22 protein-coding genes, 1 pseudogene and 1 riboswitch are annotated in these 20,587 nt (G+C 43.7%); of the genes and pseudogenes, 8 read left to right on the forward strand and 15 right to left on the reverse strand.

The window, feature by feature from the left end:
* Nucleotides 1-39 precede the first annotated feature (39 nt).
* Nucleotides 40-516 (forward strand): pantetheine-phosphate adenylyltransferase, encoded by a 477-nt coding sequence (locus tag NWE91_05685; GenBank protein MCW3985882.1) that lies wholly within the window; start codon nucleotides 40-42, stop codon nucleotides 514-516.
* A 79-nt stretch (nucleotides 517-595) separates the two neighbouring features.
* A pseudogene (locus tag NWE91_05690) lies at nucleotides 596-1,471 on the forward strand (DUF763 domain-containing protein).
* Between the two features lie 219 nt (nucleotides 1,472-1,690).
* Here NWE91_05690 and NWE91_05695 read toward each other — a convergent pair.
* Genes NWE91_05695 through NWE91_05725 form a run of 7 tightly spaced genes read right to left on the reverse strand, consistent with a single transcriptional unit; the run spans nucleotide 1,691 to nucleotide 10,322 of the window.
* A complete protein-coding gene (locus NWE91_05695) occupies nucleotides 1,691-1,963 on the reverse strand; it encodes a transcriptional regulator (GenBank protein MCW3985883.1) in 273 nt (90 codons plus the stop codon).
* Between the two features lie 3 nt (nucleotides 1,964-1,966).
* Nucleotides 1,967-3,133 (reverse strand): glycosyltransferase family 4 protein, encoded by a 1,167-nt coding sequence (locus tag NWE91_05700; GenBank protein MCW3985884.1) that lies wholly within the window; start codon nucleotides 3,131-3,133, stop codon nucleotides 1,967-1,969.
* Between the two features lie 3 nt (nucleotides 3,134-3,136).
* Nucleotides 3,137-4,708 carry a DUF5752 family protein gene (locus NWE91_05705; GenBank protein ID MCW3985885.1) on the reverse strand — a complete coding sequence of 524 codons (1,572 nt, stop codon included), beginning with the start codon at nucleotides 4,706-4,708 and terminating at the stop codon, nucleotides 3,137-3,139.
* Nucleotides 4,709-4,761: 53 nt separating this feature from the next.
* A complete protein-coding gene (locus NWE91_05710; protein ID MCW3985886.1) occupies nucleotides 4,762-6,861 on the reverse strand; it encodes a glycogen debranching enzyme N-terminal domain-containing protein in 2,100 nt (699 codons plus the stop codon).
* Nucleotides 6,862-6,886: 25 nt separating this feature from the next.
* Nucleotides 6,887-7,774 carry an ARMT1-like domain-containing protein gene (locus NWE91_05715; GenBank protein MCW3985887.1) on the reverse strand — a complete coding sequence of 296 codons (888 nt, stop codon included), beginning with the start codon at nucleotides 7,772-7,774 and terminating at the stop codon, nucleotides 6,887-6,889.
* A 12-nt stretch (nucleotides 7,775-7,786) separates the two neighbouring features.
* Entirely contained in the window at nucleotides 7,787-8,473 is a 687-nt protein-coding gene (gene tpiA, locus NWE91_05720; GenBank protein ID MCW3985888.1) for a triose-phosphate isomerase, read from the reverse strand.
* A gap of 55 nt (nucleotides 8,474-8,528) precedes the next feature.
* Nucleotides 8,529-10,322, reverse strand: a complete 1,794-nt coding sequence (locus tag NWE91_05725; protein MCW3985889.1) for a ribosome biogenesis/translation initiation ATPase RLI — start codon at nucleotides 10,320-10,322, stop codon at nucleotides 8,529-8,531.
* Between the two features lie 269 nt (nucleotides 10,323-10,591).
* Between NWE91_05725 and NWE91_05730 the strand changes: the two genes are divergently transcribed.
* The 3 genes from NWE91_05730 to NWE91_05740 all read left to right on the forward strand — a co-directional run bounded on the left by NWE91_05730 (nucleotide 10,592) and on the right by NWE91_05740 (nucleotide 13,277).
* The gene (locus tag NWE91_05730) at nucleotides 10,592-10,924 is read left to right on the forward strand and encodes a hypothetical protein (GenBank protein ID MCW3985890.1); all 333 of its coding nucleotides are present in this window, start codon (nucleotides 10,592-10,594) and stop codon (nucleotides 10,922-10,924) included.
* Between the two features lie 206 nt (nucleotides 10,925-11,130).
* On the forward strand, nucleotides 11,131-12,555 hold the full coding sequence (locus NWE91_05735; protein MCW3985891.1) for a B12-binding domain-containing radical SAM protein: 1,425 nt from the start codon (nucleotides 11,131-11,133) through the stop codon (nucleotides 12,553-12,555).
* Nucleotides 12,552-13,277, forward strand: a complete 726-nt coding sequence (locus tag NWE91_05740; GenBank protein MCW3985892.1) for a hypothetical protein — start codon at nucleotides 12,552-12,554, stop codon at nucleotides 13,275-13,277. Before NWE91_05735 ends, NWE91_05740 begins: the two co-directional genes overlap by 4 nt.
* Before the next feature lie 18 nt (nucleotides 13,278-13,295).
* On the opposite strand, the gene NWE91_05745 is transcribed toward NWE91_05740, so the two are convergent.
* The 6 genes from NWE91_05745 to NWE91_05770 form a co-directional block, all read right to left on the reverse strand.
* On the reverse strand, nucleotides 13,296-13,637 hold the full coding sequence (locus NWE91_05745; GenBank protein ID MCW3985893.1) for a zinc-ribbon domain-containing protein: 342 nt from the start codon (nucleotides 13,635-13,637) through the stop codon (nucleotides 13,296-13,298).
* A 122-nt stretch (nucleotides 13,638-13,759) separates the two neighbouring features.
* On the reverse strand, nucleotides 13,760-14,257 hold the full coding sequence (locus NWE91_05750; protein ID MCW3985894.1) for a hypothetical protein: 498 nt from the start codon (nucleotides 14,255-14,257) through the stop codon (nucleotides 13,760-13,762).
* 69 nt (nucleotides 14,258-14,326) lie between these two features.
* Nucleotides 14,327-14,773 (reverse strand): emp24/gp25L/p24 family protein, encoded by a 447-nt coding sequence (locus tag NWE91_05755; GenBank protein ID MCW3985895.1) that lies wholly within the window; start codon nucleotides 14,771-14,773, stop codon nucleotides 14,327-14,329.
* An 83-nt stretch (nucleotides 14,774-14,856) separates the two neighbouring features.
* Nucleotides 14,857-15,861: an AIR synthase-related protein gene (locus NWE91_05760; GenBank protein MCW3985896.1), complete on the reverse strand. Its 1,005-nt coding sequence runs from the start codon at nucleotides 15,859-15,861 to the stop codon at nucleotides 14,857-14,859.
* An 11-nt stretch (nucleotides 15,862-15,872) separates the two neighbouring features.
* Nucleotides 15,873-16,607, reverse strand: a complete 735-nt coding sequence (locus NWE91_05765; protein ID MCW3985897.1) for an RAD55 family ATPase — start codon at nucleotides 16,605-16,607, stop codon at nucleotides 15,873-15,875.
* Entirely contained in the window at nucleotides 16,600-17,346 is a 747-nt protein-coding gene (locus tag NWE91_05770; protein ID MCW3985898.1) for an energy-coupled thiamine transporter ThiT, read from the reverse strand. The genes NWE91_05765 and NWE91_05770 overlap by 8 nt, the downstream gene beginning before the upstream one ends.
* Nucleotides 17,335-17,449, reverse strand: a riboswitch (TPP riboswitch). It overlaps the preceding gene by 12 nt.
* 100 nt (nucleotides 17,450-17,549) lie before the next feature.
* Between NWE91_05770 and NWE91_05775 the strand changes: the two genes are divergently transcribed.
* Complete coding sequence (locus NWE91_05775; protein ID MCW3985899.1) at nucleotides 17,550-18,020, forward strand: DUF3795 domain-containing protein; 471 nt, start codon at nucleotides 17,550-17,552, stop codon at nucleotides 18,018-18,020.
* A gap of 15 nt (nucleotides 18,021-18,035) precedes the next feature.
* Complete coding sequence (locus NWE91_05780; GenBank protein MCW3985900.1) at nucleotides 18,036-18,422, forward strand: hypothetical protein; 387 nt, start codon at nucleotides 18,036-18,038, stop codon at nucleotides 18,420-18,422.
* 64 nt (nucleotides 18,423-18,486) lie between these two features.
* Here NWE91_05780 and NWE91_05785 read toward each other — a convergent pair whose 3' ends face one another.
* On the reverse strand, nucleotides 18,487-18,924 hold the full coding sequence (locus NWE91_05785) for a hypothetical protein (protein MCW3985901.1): 438 nt from the start codon (nucleotides 18,922-18,924) through the stop codon (nucleotides 18,487-18,489).
* Between the two features lie 377 nt (nucleotides 18,925-19,301).
* On the opposite strand from NWE91_05785, the gene NWE91_05790 reads away from it, so the two are divergent.
* Nucleotides 19,302-19,958, forward strand: coding sequence for a DUF120 domain-containing protein (locus NWE91_05790; GenBank protein ID MCW3985902.1), 657 nt, complete (start codon nucleotides 19,302-19,304; stop codon nucleotides 19,956-19,958).
* Here NWE91_05790 and NWE91_05795 read toward each other — a convergent pair.
* Entirely contained in the window at nucleotides 19,955-20,548 is a 594-nt protein-coding gene (locus tag NWE91_05795) for a rhomboid family intramembrane serine protease (protein MCW3985903.1), read from the reverse strand. The two genes, NWE91_05790 and NWE91_05795, sit on opposite strands and share 4 nt — an antisense overlap.
* Between the last annotated feature and the right edge of the window lie 39 nt (nucleotides 20,549-20,587).

The raw sequence follows: 20,587 nt of genomic DNA on the forward strand, positions 1-20,587 counted from the left end.
GATTGACTTTCAGGCTATGCGTCTACTGAGATGAAAACGTTGAGCAAACGCTTCAAGATTGTGGCTGTTGGTGGAACTTTCGACGAGTTTCATAAAGGTCATCGAGTTTTACTTAGAAAAGCCTTTGAAGCCGGTGAAAAGGTTCTGATAGGTTTATGTACAGACGACTTCGTGGAAAAAATGAAAAAACCTCATGAAATCGCGCCTTTCGCTGTGAGACTGGAGGAGCTAAGAGGGTTTCTGAGAAAACATGATTGGTTTGAACGCGCAGAAATCGTGCCTCTGTACGATCTACATGGGCCTGCATCAACCAGCAGGCGAATAGAGGCACTAGTTGTAAGCCAAGAAACTAGGCAAGGAGCCTGCGAAATAAACGGAAAGCGTAAGGCTGCCAATCTTCCACCCTTAGATGTTATTGTTATAAACATGGTATTGGCAGAAAACTGTGACCCTATTTCCACAACTAGAATTCGCCGCTTGGAAATTGACCGCGAAGGGCGACTGTTGAAGCGGTAGACCGGCTTGAAAAAAGGATTTCAAGGCATAATACGTCTATTATTAGTGTATTAGGGTGGATGTGTTGAAGAGAACTGGCGTGGCAAGGCTTCCGCTTCATTATGGCAGAGCACCAAGATGGCTTGTTGCACGGATGATTAAGCTGGCAGATGCAATTGTCACAATAATCATTGACGAATATGGTCAAGACTAGTTCTTACAGCGCATTTCAGACCCGTTTTGGTTTCAAGCATTGGGCTGCGTTTTGGGCTATGATTGGCATTCTTCTGGAGTGACGACAGTCTTGACGGGCGTGTTGAAAAACGCAGTTAAAACAGAGAAGCACGGGGTTGCTGTTTGCGGAGGAAAAGGGAAGGTGTCACGGAAAGCACCTAACGAAATCCGTTTGGCGGGCGAGAAGTTTGGTTTCTCGAAATCCGATGTTGACCGACTGGTTTACTCGAGCTAAATGAGCGCAAAAGTAGACAACACAGCCATTCAAGCTGGCTATCCCCTATACCATCACGCCTTCTTCCTATCAGAAGAGGGAAAATGGGCTGTTGTTCAGCAGGGAATGAGCGCGGAGGACAGAACGGCGCGAAGGTATCACTGGCTTTCTGACCGTGTGAAAGAATTCGTGGTTGAACCCCACGAAGCCATTGTAGGCGACACAAAAAGAGACACCGTGTTGAACATGACAGCTAAAGAATGCAGAAAAGCCTCAGTTGACATATCTAAAGAGAAGCCCACAAAATTCAAGCACTTGCTAGAATCAGCCAGACCCGCATATCAAAAGTCTCTACGCCAATGGATGCCAAACACAAACGACTATGCAATCAACATTCTATCTATGCCCGAAGAATCAACTGGAATGCACTACGCAAAGCTTACGAGTTTCAGCCAAGAAAAAGTCGCTGAGTTCATCGAAACACGAGCCAAAGAACTAGAAACAATGATCCACAAGAAAACGCCATAACACACCATAAAGACCCATTTTTATTTCTATATTGAAAGAGACAATCGAAGTAGCGACAACCACAAAGTTCCATAAAGAGTGAATCATCTCCAAAACAAAATGTCATAAATCTCACTCGACATCAAAACAATTTTTCTCCTCCATCTACAGCACCTTCACACTTGAGCTAATGGGAGCACATAACAGAAGGCCTAGCCTAAGATGGACGAACGATTTTTATTAACTGTACAAGGTCAACACTTTTCGTATACCCATCACAGAAACATGATACTTGTCAGCCCCATCCTTCTTAACAAAATGCACATACCCAAGCTCCTTAAGCTTTCGTAAATGCTCCAGAATAGTGGAAAGCTCCTTATCTGTCCACTTCGCAATCTCCCCTACCGCAAGTGACCTTTCAGCGTTAATGGCGCCCACATTATGCAACATGCATAAAAACCTGAACTCTTCAGGCAACTCTGGACGAGGCGAAACAGGAGGATACCCACTCATAACTTATCTCTCTCCTAAAACTCTCTTATAAACATCAACAGTTTGCTTCGCAACAGCCTTCCAACTAAACCTGCTCTTGACGGTCTCATACGCATTTTTGACCAACCAATCCCTATAGCCTTTATCAGACAAAACGCGCTCAACCCCCCATGCAATCGAATCAAGACTACGAGGATACACATGAACGCCCGTTCTATCATGTTCCACCACCTCTGCCAAGCCACCCACCTGACTAGCCACCACAGGCACCCCCGCCGCCATACCCTCCAACGCAACAATCCCAAACGGCTCATAGACCGAAGGCACAACCATCACATCTGCGCCCTTAGTCAAAGCAATTAAATCATTATCAGAAATAAACCCAGTGAAGTTGATCCGCCACCGTTGCCCAGACTGATCGGCTAACCACTCTAAATGCCCCTTCATCCATCCTTCACCAACAACAATAAACTTCGCCTCAGGAAAACGCCAGCTAATACGCGGCACAGCTCTAATCAAAAATTCAACCCCTTTCTGTGGCACCAAACGCCCAACATAAAGCACCATTTTCTCATTATCTCCAACTCCAAAACGTCTCCTAACAGCCCACTGGTCAACACCAACATCATACTTTTCAACTTCAATCGCGTTCGGAATAACATCCACCTTCTCTCCAGGCACATGAAAATGACCACAAACCTCACCCTTCATAGAATTGCTTGTCACAATTACACGAGCTGGTTCATAACATGCCCACCACTCCATTCCATCAATCGTATAAGAACCAGGATCATGCAAACTTGACCGCCCATGCTCAGTGCTATGCATCGTACAAACCAAAGGCTTGTTCAAAAAATGTTTGAAACCAATACCCGCAGGCGCCACAAGCCAATCGTGGATGTGGATCAGATCAAAATCAATGTCTCTGTTTGCCGCGGCTAAGCGTTTCTCCAAGAAATGGTTGAATAAAAAAGTCCACGTAAGGAAGTTTGGATGCCCAACTTCGGTTTTAGAACGGTAAACCTTGAAACCCTCAACCTCTTCATAGTCTGGTGTTCCCGGAAAATCCAACGTAACAACGCCTACATCGTTTCCATCTTTCGTCAACGCCTTTGCCAACCCAAAAACGTGACGGGCAACCCCCCCGACAATTCGAGGTGGAAACTCCCAAGACAACAAACATATTTTCATAAATCACACTTTGCCATTCGCTGCTAATGATTCAAGTTGCTTCACTCTAGCTTCAACAACTGCTACAAGTCTTTTGCGAAGTGTTTTACCAACTAATTCCTCACTTGTTATGGACGATATTTTTTCCGCAAGCTTTTTGTCGCCTAAAACTTGACTCAACCACCTCTCGAAGTCGCCCCTTTCTGTATGGTATTTGAGCGACTGAATAGTGACCATATTGAGGGCCCTAGCAAACTCGAACATATCATGGGTTGTCACATTAGTTGGTCGTGCAAACTCGTAGAAGAATGTGAAGCCCTTATCGGTGGGCAGTCGCCGCAGAATCCACTTGGCCGCAAGCTCAGGTTTCTGAAGCTCCTGCAAAATCCTAGCCTCAAAATCGGAGATCACATTAGAAAACGAAACGAAAGCATCGATCGGGTTTCCCGAAGGATTAAAGTAGCAATGTACGTCGCCAGGTCCTCCACCCTTCACGCTCATATAATACAAGTGATCGCTCATCTGGAAATACCGCCAAAATCTCAGCCAAAACTTATCTCCTAAACCCTTCACAAAAGGTTCCAAACCCTTCAAGAATTCGTAAGAAACCCTCTGCATCGAATTGCTAATCCAAGCGCTTGGATCACGTTCAAGATCAGCCCACGAAATAGTATCATACTCGTGCACATCTATTTCTCCAACCGGCTGATGGAGACGTACAACCTCGGAAGGAGTTCGCCAATACAAATGTTCCCACTTAAGGACTTCACCCGGCAGCCATCTGAGAAATTCATGGATTCCAGTCTCGGGCCAATGGTGCTCCCCAAAAGTCTCATAATCGATAAAGATAACAACCGTTTGTCCTTCTATGGCCGCTATCCAGCTCGCGTATCTCTGAGCTGTCAAAGGCCATTCGTTCCACCACGTTGAAGAGAAACGGAAGCCAATGTCATCTGAGAGACGGTAGTTGCGAACCAGAACAGGAATAGAAGAACCCTTTGCCTTATATACGTAGTTTGGGCTTCGCCAATCAAGGATTCGTTCAACACCTTCTGTTATTATTGCCTTGTAGCCCATATCCGCGACAGTTTTAGCGATGGCATTGTTGTAGAGGCATTCGGTGTTTTCAAATACTTTTGGTTCATAATCAAACAGGTCTTTCATTAGTTGTCGATGCATCTTTACCTGTTCGATAAATTCAGATCGGTTGATGCCGAATAGGCTGGCGAGAGAATGATAGTATGTTTCGTCTAGAAACTCTACGCATCCGGTTTGCGCCAACTGCTTAAACGATTCGAGGAGACTTGGATTCCAGCTTTTACACTGCTCGATAAAGACTCCTGAAATTCCATAGGAAACCTTGAACTGCTTCTTTTCTCGTTTGAATTTTTCAATCTCGTTGAGGATTATGTTATTTGCTGGGAAATAGCATTTCCTAGCTGCACGGTCGAAAATGTGTTTGTTAAGAGCATTATCGAAGTAGAGTTCGAAGAGGTCTTTCTTGGATTCTGGGGGTCTTGCCAGTAGGTCTTGGTGGAAATTGGGGTTTAGCCGCAGTGGCTGGTGGACCTCGAACATGAGACAGATGTCAGTCAAAGTTGTTCCGACCTACTGGAATTTTTTGGTCGTTCCATAGTAATATCTCCCATTTATTTAGTTTCACTACTAGAAAATTTTTCTAGAACATTTCTTTCAAAGTTCGGTGCGTCGAGCAACACATCCTCAACATAAGCTCTTAAAGGTTCAGCCACGCTCCATGCTTGAGATATGCAACCTCTAGGATAATGTGGTGGTTCACCATCGAAGATTTCACTTAACGTTCCAAGTCCAGCATACAACATCTGCTTCTTAAAAAAAGGTTGAAGAAAGCTTTCAAAAGCAAAGTTTCGCCACTCTGCATCAAAGTTTTTGACTTCCATGAACGCTGTGACGAACGGTCCAATCAACCAAGGCCATACTGTACCGTTGTGATAAGCATAGTCTCGCTCAGCCCAGTTTCCAGAATATCTTCCGCGATATTTCGGGTCGTCCTCGGACAGGGTTTTCAGCCCATAAGTTGCCCAAAGTTTTTCGTGTACAGTAGAGACTACTGCTGCTTGCTTTGTTTTATCAAGCATAGAAAAGTCGAGAGAAACAGCGAATATTTGATTTGGCCTAAGTGACGCATCCTCAAATTCATCGTTTATGACGTCGAAGAGACAGTGCTTCTGAGCATTCCAAAATTTTTCATTAAAGCTCTTCTCAGCTCTTTCCGCGATGTCTCGATATTTTTCAACCAAGTCGCGGTGCTTGAAACGGCTTGCGAGAAGCTCCATTACTTTTAACGCGTTATACCATAATGCTTGAATTTCAACTGCTTTTCCATCTCGAGGGGTAACTGGGTTGTTGTTTGTCATGGCATCCATCCACGTTAGCTGCGGTCCATGCATGAGCAAACCATCAATGTCTAAGTGTATGTCGTTTATTGTTCCTTGTATGTGATGGCTAATTACAGACTGCAACATTGTCCAAAGTTTTTGCTGGACGAAGGTGATGTCACCTGTGTATTTTAGGTATTGAAGAACGGCATTGAAATACCACAAAGTCGCATCAACAGTGTTGTAAACTGGTTTTTCTCCAGCCTTGTCTGGAAAACGGTTTGGAACAACACCATTACTGCAGTAATGCTTGAAAGTTAGAAGAATTTCTCTTGCGTCTTCAAAACGTCCAGTGACGAGAGTTAAACCTGGCAGAGAAATAAGCGAGTCGCGCCCCCAATCTTCAAACCAATGGTAGCCCGCAATAACAGTTTTTGTTTTTGTGGATGAACGGTTTGCAATGAAAGAGTCAGCGGCTAGAATGAGCCATTTTAACCAGTCTTGCTGAGTCGCTCTTGGATGTTGGTCGTAGAATCTTGTTAAGAGAGAAACTGATCTGTCGACCTCTTTTTGGTAAGAGCTGTTGAGACTTTTCAATCCTCTACAGAGGGATGAATGAACATTTTCAGCGTCTTCTCCGTCTTCACTCGCCACAGCAATAATGTAAAATTCTGTTTTTTCACCAGATCTTACGGGAATTTCAAATCGTCCAGGTATGTAACAATCATCAAAACAACTGGTTCCTTGGGAACTGTCTGTCCTAAAGAATATGTCTTCAACCCATTTGTCTCCTTTGGAGATGTACTGTCCCAAGTTCGTAGACATAACCAGTGTGGATTGAGGTTTGGCTATCTGAAGTATTGTTTTTTGTGCAGATGGTTTCTGAACGAAGCTCCATCCAAGGTTGTTTTTATCGGTAACTGAGTGGAAGTGTCTCGAATTGATGAAGGGAAAAATCTGTAAGGCTACTTTTTCCTTGAGCGGAGAGAAAACTTCGTAAAAAACAACTATGGCGTTCTTTTGGTAAGGCATAAAAATTGTCTTGCGAAGCTTCAATTTGTTCATATTATAAGTGAAAGTGGGGAATAGAAGCAGCAAGAAGTTTTTGAGATATTTGTAACCTTGTGGATGTATGCCGTGTCTGAATTCGTTGGCACCTAAGGGAAAGGCTTCGCCGTCAACAAGAAGTTCTTCGTCGAGCTTTGAAAGCACAACTCTCCTATCAACGGGAGGATTAAAAGACGCAACTAAGAGCCCATGGTACTTGCGCGTGTTGATTCCCAAAACACTGGAAGAAGCATACCCGCCTAAACCATTTGCCACAACCCATTCTAATCTGATTGCCCTTTCCAAGTTAGAGAGAAAGCCACTGCTCAATTCGATTTTTGGCAAACTGTTTTCCATTCTGATTTAATCCTTAGGGCTTTACCAGTTTGGCGACGTTTTTTCCTCGCGCAACCCCATAGTATCTAGCAACTGGGTTGCACTTTGTCCTTAACAGGAAAGCATGAGGCTGTCGCAATTTTAATTCCGTGAGCGTTTCAGCGAATCCCATACCCTTAGCGACCACAAAGTCAGTTTCATCATAGGCCTTAATGAACTCTCCTGAACGCTCGTCTGGCAAAGGCAATCCAACAGCGTCAGCCCCAGTTGTGATGGTGGCATCTGCTAATTCATACATGCCAACAGCTTTAGCATCTTCTAAAGTAGCATCGTTCAAAATGGGACCGCCCTTCACTACAACTATAACCTTTGCACCCAGCTGCTTCAATTCGCTAACTAGAAGCTTGTCTAGAGCTATTTCCCCAGCATTGTCTATTAGATAGAGAATGTTGCTCGCCTTCGCAGCTTCTTCGTAGATTTTTGATATGTCATCAATTACCAATTCCTTTTCAGCGTCAGCAATCAATTGGTCCAGTTGATCAAAATCGACTTCGTGTTCAGGAATGTCAAATTCGATGATATTGCCCACAATCGCAGCTAGACAGGCCTTTCGAAACCTTTCCTCTGATGATTTTTCTTTTTCAATCATGCCTCGAAGCGAAGGAAGCAGTTCCAAAGCCACCTGATTACTCTCACGTTTCTTAGCTGCATAAACATCTGGATTACCTGAGATTTGTTTGATCATTCGATCACGTGTTGTCCCAAGAAAGGCCGCAACTGCGTCTGGTCTAAACTCCTTTGCCATGTATTCTAGAAGTGCTGACGCCGCTTTAAATTGCAAGTCAGGATTTTTTGTGGCTTCTGCAATCTCCAAATAGCCGCGGTGAATTATGCACGAAAGGCATTCGATTTCAACCTTCAAATACGAGCACCCTTAGAGAGCAGTTGCAGCTTGAGCAAAATCTAAAAGCACTTTGTATGGTTCTTTTACTTTCACAATGCCACTTGCGACAAGAACGCCTTTTGTGCCAAGTTTTAACGCTGCAGTCACATCGTTGCCGCTGGTTATGCCTGCGCCGCAAAGAATCGTAACCTCTGGGTTCACTTTCTTGACAAGCTCAACAGTTTCAGTAACAATTTCAGGTTTGGCTTTTGACACTGGGATGCCGGTTCCGATGAGTTCAGGCGGCTCTATCGCTATAAAATTTGGCTTTAATGTTGCGGCAGAGAGGCTTACGCTTGCGTTGTTGGTGCAGATCACTTGAACCAAATTGAGCCCCTTAGCTCTTCTGATTACAGCGTCGATTTCAGCTAATTTTAAACGTCGCTCCGAGTGGTTGACTAACGTTCCTATTGCTCCAGCTTCTTTCACTGCTTCAGGTAAAACGTGACCAGTGAAGCTGCCCGGTCCTATAGAATCAATGTGCTGAGCGAAAATTGGCAGAGAAAATGTTTTGGCAAGCTGAGCTATGTCTGAGTATTGAGGGGCAAGCCCGATACACACATCTGTTTTGCAGCTAACTTTCTCTGCTTTCTTAGCTAATTCTAGAGCTTTCTTTCCCGTACCCTCCATGTAAGTTTTTAAGTTTACAAGAATTAATGGTGTCCAAAGCATTTTCATTTGTGTTGTCACCGCTTATAGCATAAAGAGATAGCGTTAAAACAGTTTTGCAGAATTACTTTTGGTTTTCCGCCACATAATAGTACTCGCCTATTTTGCGCTGATGCTTGTCGGTCCTTGAACCTTCCTTGTTTACTCGTGGTCTTTTTGTCGTTGGGTCTCGTCGAAAAGTGACTTTCATTTTTTTCAGAAAAGCATTCATGCCTTTTCTGAGAGTTGTTGGAGGGTTAGCAATACCTTTTACACCTGGCTCTCCATCGAAGACCATCAACCGGTCAGCGATGAAATCTTGTGCAACTACATCGTGTTCTACAACAAATGCTGTGGCGTTTTTGTTTTCAATGACTCTTCGAATGGTGCGAGCCATGTTCAAACGTTCTTCAACGTCTAGATAAGCGCTTGGTTCGTCAAGCAAGTACAGTTCAGCTTCACGGGAAAGACATGCCGCAATGGCGACTCGTTGAAGCTCACCCCCACTTAGTTGACTCACATCGCGATCTAACAGTCCTTTCACATTGAGAGGTTGCAAAACTTCGCTATGATACCAGCTTGCCGTGAAATCTTCCTTTTTGATGCTTCTTAGCAGCTCTTCTGCGGTGCCCTCATATGCCGCAGAGATGTATTGCGGTTTATAACTTACTGCTAATTCGTATGATGCAGATGTTGTTCCCTTGTCGGGTTTCTCAATTCCAGCCAAAAGCTTTATGAAAGTTGTTTTTCCAATACCGTTTGGACCTAAGATTCCAATAACTTCTCCTTTCTTAACCTCTCCTGGCTCCACTCCTAAAGTGAAACCTTCGTAAGACTTTATCATTTTCTCCCATTTCAGTACAGTTTCGCCAACACCCCAGCTTACTGTTGGAGGTTTTACGTGGAAAACTATCGACTCCTTTCTGAACCGAACGTTTTCATCTGAAATAAACCCTTCCAAGTAGATGTTTATGCCCACACGCACTCCGTGAACGTGGGAGATGATGCCGTAAACACCCGGTTCTCCATAGAGGACACAGATTTGATCTGACAAATAGTCGAGTATGGCGAGATCATGTTCTGCAACAATCACCATCTTATCTTCTTTTTTCAGGCTTCGTATTGCGCGAGCAACTTCCAGACGCTGTTTGACATCCAGATAACTTGAAGGTTCGTCGAAAAGGTACACGTCAGCCTCTCTGGATATGGCGGCGGTCACAGCGACTCGTTGAAGCTCGCCGCCGCTTAAGATGTCCAAAGCGCGATTCCAAATCGGTCCAAGTTGTAGCTGCTTGGCAACTTTCTTCAACTCATCTCTTTCATCAAGCCTCTCCAATAGTTCATAAACTTTGCCAGTGACTACTCGGGGAATCTTGTCTACGTACTGTGGTTTCTGGGCGACTTTCAAATTGTTTTGGCTTAGCTTCAGGAAATATTCTTGAATGGTTGAACCTCTATAATGCTTAATGATCTCTGTCCAAGGTGGGGGGCTGTCGTAGTAACCAAGATTTAGGTCAATTTCGCCAGACAAGATTTTAATTGCAGTGCTTTTCCCAATACCGTTTTGACCTAGCAACCCGAGTACTACGCCTTGCGATGGAGTTGGCAGACGGAAAAGCTTGAAGGCGTTTGGTCCAAAACGGTGGCTGCATTCTACTTCAAGTTCATCTGGCAAATTGACGATTGCAAGGGCTTTGAAGGGACACTTTTTGACGCAGATGCCGCATCCTACACAAAGGGCCTCGACAACTCTGGGTTTATCTTCTTCAAAAGCTATGGTCTCAACCTTGCTTCTCACTTTAGGGCAAAAGCGATAACATTCTCTATTGCAACGTTTGGATTTACATCTATCTTTGTCGAGTACTGCGATTCTAATCATGATCTTGCCCATTATTTAATGTTGACTCTTATAGAGTATATGGGAAATTTATAGCTGTTAGCTATTTAACTATTCAAAACCAAGATTTGCATGTAGAAAACGCGTATTAAGTTTTGATTTCTGTTATATTGTGTCGTGTATTATTTTGAAGACGCGTGCGCATCTGAAAAGTCCGCGCTGCAGTTGTATTTGTGTTGTACATTTAGACGCGAAGGTTTATTAAATCGTAATATATGCTTTTATTTACCAAAGCTAAAGAGATCACCAAGATGGCCCTACAGATTTGCAAAAAAACAAGCAGATACGAAGAAATACTCAACAAAGCAGTAAATAAGACACTCAACCGAGTTTTCGGGACCACAGCAGCCAATGTCATTTACACATACTTGGAAGATTACCATTCTATAAGGAAAAACGAAATCGCCGAAAACCTTGAATCTTTCAGTCAAGCAATGCAAGAATACTTGAATTCAGGGGCAACAGTCGTGCAGAAAGAGATACTCGAAAGCTTCTACTCTGGTCTAAGCCTGTTTCAACACGTTGAACTTGAAGAAAACACAAACAACGAGTTTGTCGAACGCCTTAGGACACTACTGCCTTAATAGGAAAGGCAACGCCAATCGTTTTTAGTTTTTGAAGCAAGAAATCATCCTAGCAGAAGATTACACAGGAATCTTGATAGCTTCTATTCATAAGCCCAGAAGACAAGCTTCCTATAAGACAAAAGTCTTTTCCGATCGTGAAAGCTTTTTACAGTTTTAATAAGATGTAATGAACATGAAAGCTTAGAGTTAAGCTGGGACACTTAATGAGAGTTCTTTTCGTAGAACCGCCGAAAGAATATTGGTTTGTCATGGGCGAATATCTTCCTCCCCCTCTTGGAATCCTTGAACTAGCTGCTTACCTTGAAAGCCAAGACAGAAACGTTGAGATAGAAGTGCTTGACTGCCAAGGTGAAGGATTAGGTTGGAAAGAGTTAGAAAGGCATATCGAATCATCGAACCCCGATATAGTGACTCCAAGCGCCCTCGCAACATGCAACGCCTACACAGTTCTCCGCACAGTAGAGACTGCGAAAAAAATAGACCAAAACATCACAACAATTGTCGGAGGACAACACTTCACAGCCACAGCGCAGGAAAGCCTCGAAAACTATCCAGAAATCGACCTAATTGTGCGCGGAGAAGGCGAACAAACCTTCAGAGAGCTAGTGCAGGAATTTAAGAAGAAGAAACCTTCCCTTTCAAAAATCAAAGGCATCTCCTTCAGGCATAGGGGAAAAATCGTTCACAACCCCCCACAACCTTTAATTGAAAACTTGGATGACTTGCCCTTGCCAGGCTACCACTTCGTAAAAGAACACATGAACAAGTATCATTTCACTATGATGGCCAGCGCAAAACCATACGCTCTCATTGAAGGCTCGAGAGGGTGCCCCCACAAATGCACTTTCTGCTCTCAATGGAAACATTGGCAGGGCACATGGAGAATCAAATCGGCAAGGCGAATAGCAGACGAATTTGAATACTGCTATAACGAGTTTGGAAGCAGATTTCTTTGGCTAACTGACGACAATTTCGATCTAGGAAAACACGCCGATGACTTGTGCAACGAAATAGCCAAGCGGGGAATTGCCGACGACATAATGTGGTTCATGCAGGCCAGATGCGACGACGTCATTAGGCACAAGGATGTTTTGCCTAAGATGCGGAAAGCTGGAAACCGTTGGATACTCACAGGGATAGAGAGCGGCAACAAGGCCACACTAGAGAGGTTCCACAAAAAAATAAGTCCCAAAGACGCCGAAGAAGCGATAAAACTGCTAAAAGAAAACGACATCTTCGCCCAAGCCACCCTCATCATAGGGGAACGAACAGACTCAGCTAAATCGATCGCTAAGTTGAGAGAATTCGTAAACCACATCGACCCTGATTTGGCAATCTTCATGATTCTAACACCGTTTCCCGGAACCGAACTTTACGAAACTGCTAAACAAAACGGGTGGATAGAAGACACGAACTGGGCAAACTATGACATGACTCACGCAATAATGCCTACCGAAACCTTGTCCAGAAAGGAGGTACAAGAAGAACTGTACAAATGCTACCGCAGCTTCTACGGTTCCATGGGCAGACGGTTCAAAGGACTCTTCTCCCCAAACAAGCTGAAAAGAAAAACCTATAGATACCTTGCAAGCCAAGGTCTTTTGAAAGCGTTAAGGGACCTGTTTTGAGAACACGCCACAACTTTGCCACTATATTTTTCCTCACATTCTCTTTTTTAGGACTAATCCTCATCGCCGTATTTGCAAACGTGGCGCCAACAACACAAAACGAAGTTTCTTGGCGAAAACCCCTCGTCGGTACTGTTTTCAGCATTGTCTGCGTCCTAGGAATTCTTGCTGGCGCATTTCCTTCAAAATGCTCAAAAATGTTTCATTTTAGAAAGATAAAGCAGGAAGGGTTTGCTCACGAATCAGCTGGTTCGCTGGAAAAGCACGCATTTCGTGGGCATCACCCTAATTGCGGAAACTTTGGTGCTCACGTATTTCGAGTGGGCAACAGAGTTTTTTGCGCTGGTTGCGTGGGATTGATTCTAGGCGCTGTTCTTTCTCTCCTTGGAGTTGCACTGTACTTCTTTGCCAATCTACCAATTTGGTTGAACCATTGCCTGGTTTTTTGGATCGGTCTCATAGGAGTTTCTTGTGGGCTGCTTCAGTATCACCTGTTTAACTGGGGCAAAAGCTCTATTCACCTCTCAGTGAATACTTTCTTTATCTTTGGTATGTTTCTACTTCTTGTTGGAGTCGACGCAATAACTCAGAATGTCATTGTCGATTTTTATCTGATTGCCTTAAGCATTTTTTGGCTCTATACCAGAATACTGCTTTCTCAACTCGACCACAAAGAAATTTGCGATGCTTGTCCCATTGAAGAATGCGGAATTTTGCCGTAGAAAAAGCGTGGAAAATGACTAGTGTCTGCGCCGCATTCCGTAGAGCGCGCCAGCGATAAGCAGTATGCCAACAATAACTATTATGAGTGGCCACAAGTAACTCCATACATTAGCAAGCCCTAACAAGATCGCCAGCCCAAAGAAGACAATCATAACTCCAAAGATTATCCCCGCTATAGCCCCCCCGTGAGGCAACCCAAAACATTCATCTTCAACATGATGGCGTTCACGCGACCCAAAACATTCATTGTCCGAGCGATACTTTTTTTCCGGACGAGATACTCGCAGTGGCGCACCACAATCCGCGCAGACCTTGGCATCGTCCTCGTTTTTGGCTCCACATTTAGTACAGTAAACCAAGCCTGTTCTCTCCATAATCCAAACACTTGATTGGCTGATTCGTTTTTAAGATTTTGGGTAGCTTTAACGGCTCAGCGAACCTCGTTTCACGATTTTAAGCTGCAAAAAGCTGGAAATTGCGACTAAACTATGTATTTCTGGTTCGTCTTTTCAAAATCCTTCACAATTTCCATCACACGTCTTGGCGCCTTCAAAGCATCCAACGGGACCCCCCGCAGTAGAGACCAAGGACCTGACTTCGCCAGCCGCGTGGCAACATGTTCCTCACCGAAGCACGCTTTAGAAACCCTGTGCACGAGGGGTCGCACTTCAGCTTCCGAGATGTACCCTAAGGCGTGAAGGTACTCATGAAGTAGTAGTGTATAGACGAAAGCGTTTAACAGCTTTCTAGACTTCGTGGTTGATTCAACTATTTGGACAAGAACACGGTTTAAAACTATGTTGTTTGTTCCTAACGGATGGTACGCCCCAAGCCTGAGAGGCATGTCATCGAGGAAAAGCATCATTCCTCGCCTTTGTTGCTTCAAAACAGCCTTCGCGTTGTCTTTTACTATCTCCCACACTTCGCTGTATCCCTGCGCATTATCCAACCACTTTCGGTTCGCTTCTATCTTGTCCATGGATCCTTCAACTTATCTGAAGTGAAAAATCGGTGTTTTCCTTCTTTAATCTTTTGCAGCATTACAGTTTTAGGGCTTCGGTGACACCGCGACGAAGACCACAACGCCGACAATAGCAAGGCCCACTATAACAAAAAGGAGAATATACTCTTGCGGAAAACCAAAAATGTAATGTTGCACGTTGTAGTTGAGAGTTACGGATTTGATTTCTTCTGAGAACCGGTTTTCAAAGCTGAAGCTGTACGTGCCTGTTTTCGCGGCGGTAAATCGAAAGTTTGTTGGGTTAGCAATTGTGTAGTTCAGGATTATCATACCATCGGGATCGGAAACAGAGAAGTTAATTGCGTTGCCCAATACAATTACTTGTCCAGAAAATTCGTCTCCCTCGTTCAGGTTTACAGTCCTAATTTCGCTTTTTCCTCCTGGCAGTTCTATAGTCTCAGAATATGCAATGGCAAATCCACACGCTGAGACGAAAGCAAGGAGAACGCAAAGAACAGCAAGAAGGCCCTTCATACTCTTAGCTACCGTGTTCTAGTAGGAATCTTGAGAGAAAAGAATTATGAAAACCAAATATGAATCAGCAATACAGCAAGTCATCACAACATTATCTTAGCATAAGGATCCTCAGCCTCTTCCGGAAAATCCACTTTCTTTCTCACCTGCCGCATCACCCGTTTTCTATTCTTCGTGAAAGTACCTATCAAACTAGCTTCTATACCCTGTTTTTGCAATTCCCGAAGCGCTTGCTCTCTTTTCTCAGGGTCGACTGCAGCTAGAAGAGTGCCAGTAGAAGAGATTGAGAGAAGCTCTCTTTGCGAAAAATCAAAGTACTTCCGAAGAATCTGTGCCTCTTCCAAAATTGGAAACTTATCCGAATCCACAGTAAAGCCGAGATTTGAATTTTCAGCCATTTCGTTCAAAGCTGCTACCAGCCCTCCTTCAGTGGTATCATGCATAGCGTGAACTCCTCCGAGATCAGCAAGAAGAAATGCCTCTTTGACGCATGTTTGCTTGTTTACTAGGTTTTGAAGCGCTCGGGTTCGAGCGGTAGTGAAGAGTTTCTCTGCAAGGGTTCTGTGCGTGAGAGCGAAGTTGACAACTGTTTCGAGGCCAATTTGCTTAGTGCAAAGTATATGGTCTCCAGCTTGGGCGCCTCCTGGAGTAATCAGCTTATCTTTGTGAACTACACCATAAGCAGTGCACGCTCCAACAAGTGTTGAAAGCCCATCATAGGTCCCCGTGTGTCCAGTTACAATCGTCATGCTAAGCTCCTCTGCTGCCGTACAGACTTGCTTCATAACTCTTATGAAAGTGTTCGCTTTCATTGACGGGGGGCCTGTCAGCGTTATTGTGCAAAATTCTGGCTTCGCGCCGAACAAGGCTACGTCTGATGCTGCATAGTGTATGAGTAGCCAGCCAAACCATTTCTCCGGTACGCCGATGCAGGGATCTGTGGATACAACGAGATATTCGTTTTCGTTTATTATGTGAACGCCTGAGTCGAAGCCAGGCGCGGGTGGGATTATGGTTTTTGGGTGTTTCTTTATGCATTTAAGCAGTTTTCTTAGCTCGTTAGTATGGAGCTTTCCCACTTCAACCATGTCCAAAGGAGCTATATTTTCAACATTTTAACGCCTTTACTGGTTATTTTGAAAGGCAACCATTCCAACGGATGGTCGCAGCCTTCTATCTTCACTATACGCAGTTCTCTGCAACATTTCTCTTCATTAAACCTGAAGAAGAAAATGTTATGGGATTTGTTTAGGTCGAGATCGGTTGCCCGCTGAGTTGCAACGTCTTTCTGCGTAGCCTCGGTCATTATATCTATGTTGACAATGTTGTCGAAGTGGCACCAATTGATGGTCCAATCCTCCACTGGGTCCATATACTTCAAATCGTATAAGGAGAAGAGTTGTTCGCTGAAATCCCCAGCTGCGAATCTTGTCACCTTCTTTTCTGAAAGCAAGTTATCGATACGTTTCATTTCCTCAAAGTTGTCTAGACCGAAGTAAATTACTCTTGGGTCTTTTGGGTAAGGTTCAAAATGGGGAAAGGCTTGTATAGCGATTAGTTTTCCTGCCTTCTCGTAGGGTTCTATGTTCCATCCAAAGGATTTGAAGTATGCTCTCAACCGTGGAAACGGCTTATCCATAACGTCGAAAGCAACGGTTTCCCCTTCTTGCAGTCCTTGCCAAAGAAACTGCATGGCAAAAACGGTTTTTCCAGCCCCCACAGGTCCATAAAGAATGTTTCGCGAACCAGACTCGATTCCGCCGCCTATTAACTCGTCAAGCCCTTTGATTCCAGTTTTGAGTTTCACTACGCTTACCGCTTTCTGTTCATTTATATATTCCTATCATGCCGCTTTTGGCAAGCAAATATATGAAATAAGCACTAACGAGAAGCTCTGGTACTATGTAGGCGCCGTTATAGATAGCAGAGTAAATAATGGGGCTCATTCCCTCAGGAGCATAAGAGCCAAAAAAAACTATTCCAGAAACAAAATGTGCCAAGAACCTACCAAAGATTCCTATAGTTGCTCCAATAAGCGCTGGAGTAACATTTCTTTGCTGTTCCCCTTTTCTATTGGTTCGTATTTTGTCTTCTAGCCACAATAGAAAGATGAAACTAAACGCAAAAATCCAAGAAAAGAACAAAGTCTCACTTAGCTTATATTGCGTCAGCTCGTAGCTGAAAAGGAAGAAAGTAATAACGCAAAGCAACACTGCGATTAACCGGTCTATGGTAATAGTTGTCCCTTTGCCCAAAGATGGGCGCCTTTGAAAGAAGCCAGTGAGTCCGAGGGCTCCAAAGGCTATTGGATAATCGAGCAACGCCTGCATTGGATGATAGACAAAAGGTTCGACTACTAACTGAACGAGTCCATAGAGTGCACCGGCAAATAGACCTATTTTTGGGCCTCTTCTCAACGAGAGCCATATAATAGGCACCATTGAACCGGCTGTTACCGAGCCTCCTTGTGGTAGACTGAATACCTTTACGTAACTTAGTGCAGTTGAAACAGCAACAAAAGCAACTATTTCAGCGATTATCTTTGTTTGAAATATGGCCTTACTTTCACTCAACTTCATTCCCTCCGCCAGTATTACCTGGATCAGGTTCAAAGGGTTAATGGGTTTCACCCATCTTCTCAGCCGGGTCACGTTCCCAGCTCCCCTGCTAGAGCATAAAAAAGGAATCAAATATATAACAGTAACGATGCAAATGGCAGTCTGCCAAAACATAGAATAGGGGAGACTCCTTTAAGCACTGAAAAGGAGTTCTCGCCTTGGTCAACACTGGTCTTGTCGGAAGATGTGGTCTTTATTGTGGTGCTTGTGAGATTTATAGAGCTCATAAAGACGGTGGGAAGTATCGTCAACGAGTAGCAGCTTTTCTTAAGTGCCCTCCAGAGAAAGTGCGATGCGAAGGTTGCCAAGTTTTAACTCCTGAATGCTGGGGCAACGATTGCAAAATCCTCCAATGCTTAAACGCGAAAGGATTCAAGTTTTGCTATGAATGCCTTAACTATAAGGAGCATGATTGCGAAAAATTCGAGAGGTTCTCGGAAGCATACTTGAAAGAAGACGGAGTAGATTTGAGAGCTAATCTATCGAGAATTGAAGCAGGCGAGGTTGAGGATTGGCAAAAGAAGTCTAAGGAGAAGTTCCGCTGTCCATATTGCGGTAAACCCCTGTCTTTCGGCGCATTTAGAAAGAAGTGCTACCACTGCGGTAGAGACCTTCACATTAGAACATGATATGGCGGTCGCATATTGAAAATCCATTTTCCATTTAAAGCGAAAATAGTCTACTTAATCTTATCCAAAAAACCAGAAGAAGCGTTAGAGCAGCTTAGCAGGTACTACAATGTTGAAATTCCTAAAGTGAGAATCGGCATGCCGAAGGGCCACGCGAAAAATCGGGGTTGTTATGTTGTTAGAAAGAAGACAATATACTTCTCAAACCAAGATGCTCTTTATAACCCACATGTTGTACTCCACGAATTCTATCATCACTTACGCACTCGAGGAGAAAAACATAGAGGCACCGAAAAACTAGCTGATGCATTCGCTAAAAATTTTCTAGAAGTTTATAGACAGATGCCCGGCATCCACGGTGACCAGATAGAAACCGATACAAATAGCATTCAACAAATATAATGTACTGATTCTCAATAAAGAAGCTTGAAAACAAATCTTAAAGGACTCAGACCAAGCTCTCACATTAGAATCTCTTTGTGCACCAAGCCATTATACACCCCAAAGTTCCAGCGGCCACGTCAATTGCACCATCAATGTTATGCAATGTGATTGGCAATGTAAAGAATGGGTTGTACGGGACCTCAAACATAGGAAAAAGAAATCGTTCACTTAACTCCCATAATAAGCCGCCAACAAGTAGGAATCCAAGTAGTCGGATTAGTAGGTCTGTGTAATGCAGGCTTTCTTCATCGAACTTGCTCATTAGATGCTTATCCAAGCCCATAACGTTTGCTAACTTGCTTGCGGATTCTGACAATACGAAGCCGAATAGAAAGTGTTCAGGTATGTCAAGCTCCGGAAAAATTCGGTTTAGAAAGAGAAAATCTATAAAGACAATTGCCAAAAGCAGAAAGCCTGGTAAAACCACCCTTTTATCAAGCAAAACCGCTTTAATCATCATCCAAAATTTTTCTTTCCATCATCCTCATCTTTCTTTTTAATCTGTAACATTTTTTTGCATATCTTTTAGATTATCGTAGTTCAAGAATTTATACTCGAGGCGTTCTTAAAAATGGTGACAAGGGGCTTTTTCTTGTCTGATTGTTAAGTACAGATGGATGTCGCACATGTCTTGGATATTAAGTTCAGATCTAATTTGTGACAGAGCTTTGAACTTTAGGAAGGCTTATTCTTAGGTCGCAGACATCACCCATAGAATCTGGTGGTGAACTTCTGAATTTACGTTATTTTTATAGGCGAGTAGCCTCTCCTTTTCGAGTAAGGCGTACAAAAATGAGTATTTCCCACTCCAATCCACAATCGTGGAGACAGCAATTTATGCTATACAAACTTGCTGAGATAGGAGCTTACCACAGAACTGTGAAGGTCTCTACCCAACATATGGCGGAAAAGGTCGGGATTTCCCAACAGACAGCCTCTCGCCACCTAATAGAACTCGATAACCTAGGCTGGATCAACCGGTCAATCACGCCTGAAGGTTGCCTAATTAGGCTGACCGATTTGGGGAAGGCGCAGTTGAATAATCTACACTCGAAGTTGAAAGTCATTGTAGAAGCTGCTCATCCTCTTTCAGTAACACTCGAAGGGGTGGTGTTTAGCGGTCTAGGCGAAGGTGCCTACTACATCAGGCAGGATGGCTACAAGAAGCAGTTCATTGAAAAACTTGGATTTGCCCCGTATCCCGGTACTTTAAACGTTAGACTAACCTCCGACTATGACATGAAAACCAGACAGGAGTTAGAAGGCTACCCAGCTGTGGAAATTAAAGGCTTCGAAGATGAGTCGCGGACCTTTGGCCCAGTCAAATGTTACCCAACTCTTATAAATAACAAGGCGAAAGGCGCCTTAATATTTGCCCTTCGAACCCACTACGACTCATCTGTGCTGGAAATTATTGCGCCTCAATACTTACGTAATCAGCTTAAAATCAAGGACGGCCAGAAGGTGAAGTTTGAAGTCTTCACGATGCCCTAATAGCCCATTCTATGAGCCAAATAGATTTTCCGACTTTTCGCTAGGTAATATCCAATTCCTAATCCTGCAACAAGTCCGCCAAAATGAGCGAATACGTTTGTGCTTGTGGACATAGTAATGATGAGGAACATGAAGACGAAAACCAGAGCGCTCACTATAGAGCGTTCAACCATCTTTCTCATATATATTATGACAGCGCCGAATAAGCCAAAGATGGCGCCAGACGCTCCAGCAGATATAGTTAATGGAGGCAAAAGTAAGCTTAGAAGGTTACCTGCAAGTCCAGACATCAAATAAACAAGATAGTATTCAGTGTCAGTGAAAAGTTCTTCCGCTCTTAACCCGAATATCAACAAAAAGAACATGTTGCTGAAAATGTGAACTATGCTTACGTGGACGAACATGGATGTAATTAGCTGCCACCACCAACCATAATGGAGAACTGCATAATTGTATTGACCATATATCGCCAAGACATTGCTTGAAGCGCGAATAAAGTCATTTCCTATTAGAGACGTATAAATGTAAACTGCCACGTTGACAGCTACCAAGATGAACGTTGGCGAAAACCTACAAGTCGTACTTCTCAATCAAACGCCTTCTTTATTCCTAGTTCTAAATGCGCAAGT

The organism is Candidatus Bathyarchaeota archaeon, from assembly GCA_026014805.1.
Taxonomy (GTDB): domain Archaea; phylum Thermoproteota; class Bathyarchaeia; order Bathyarchaeales; family SOJC01; genus JAGLZW01.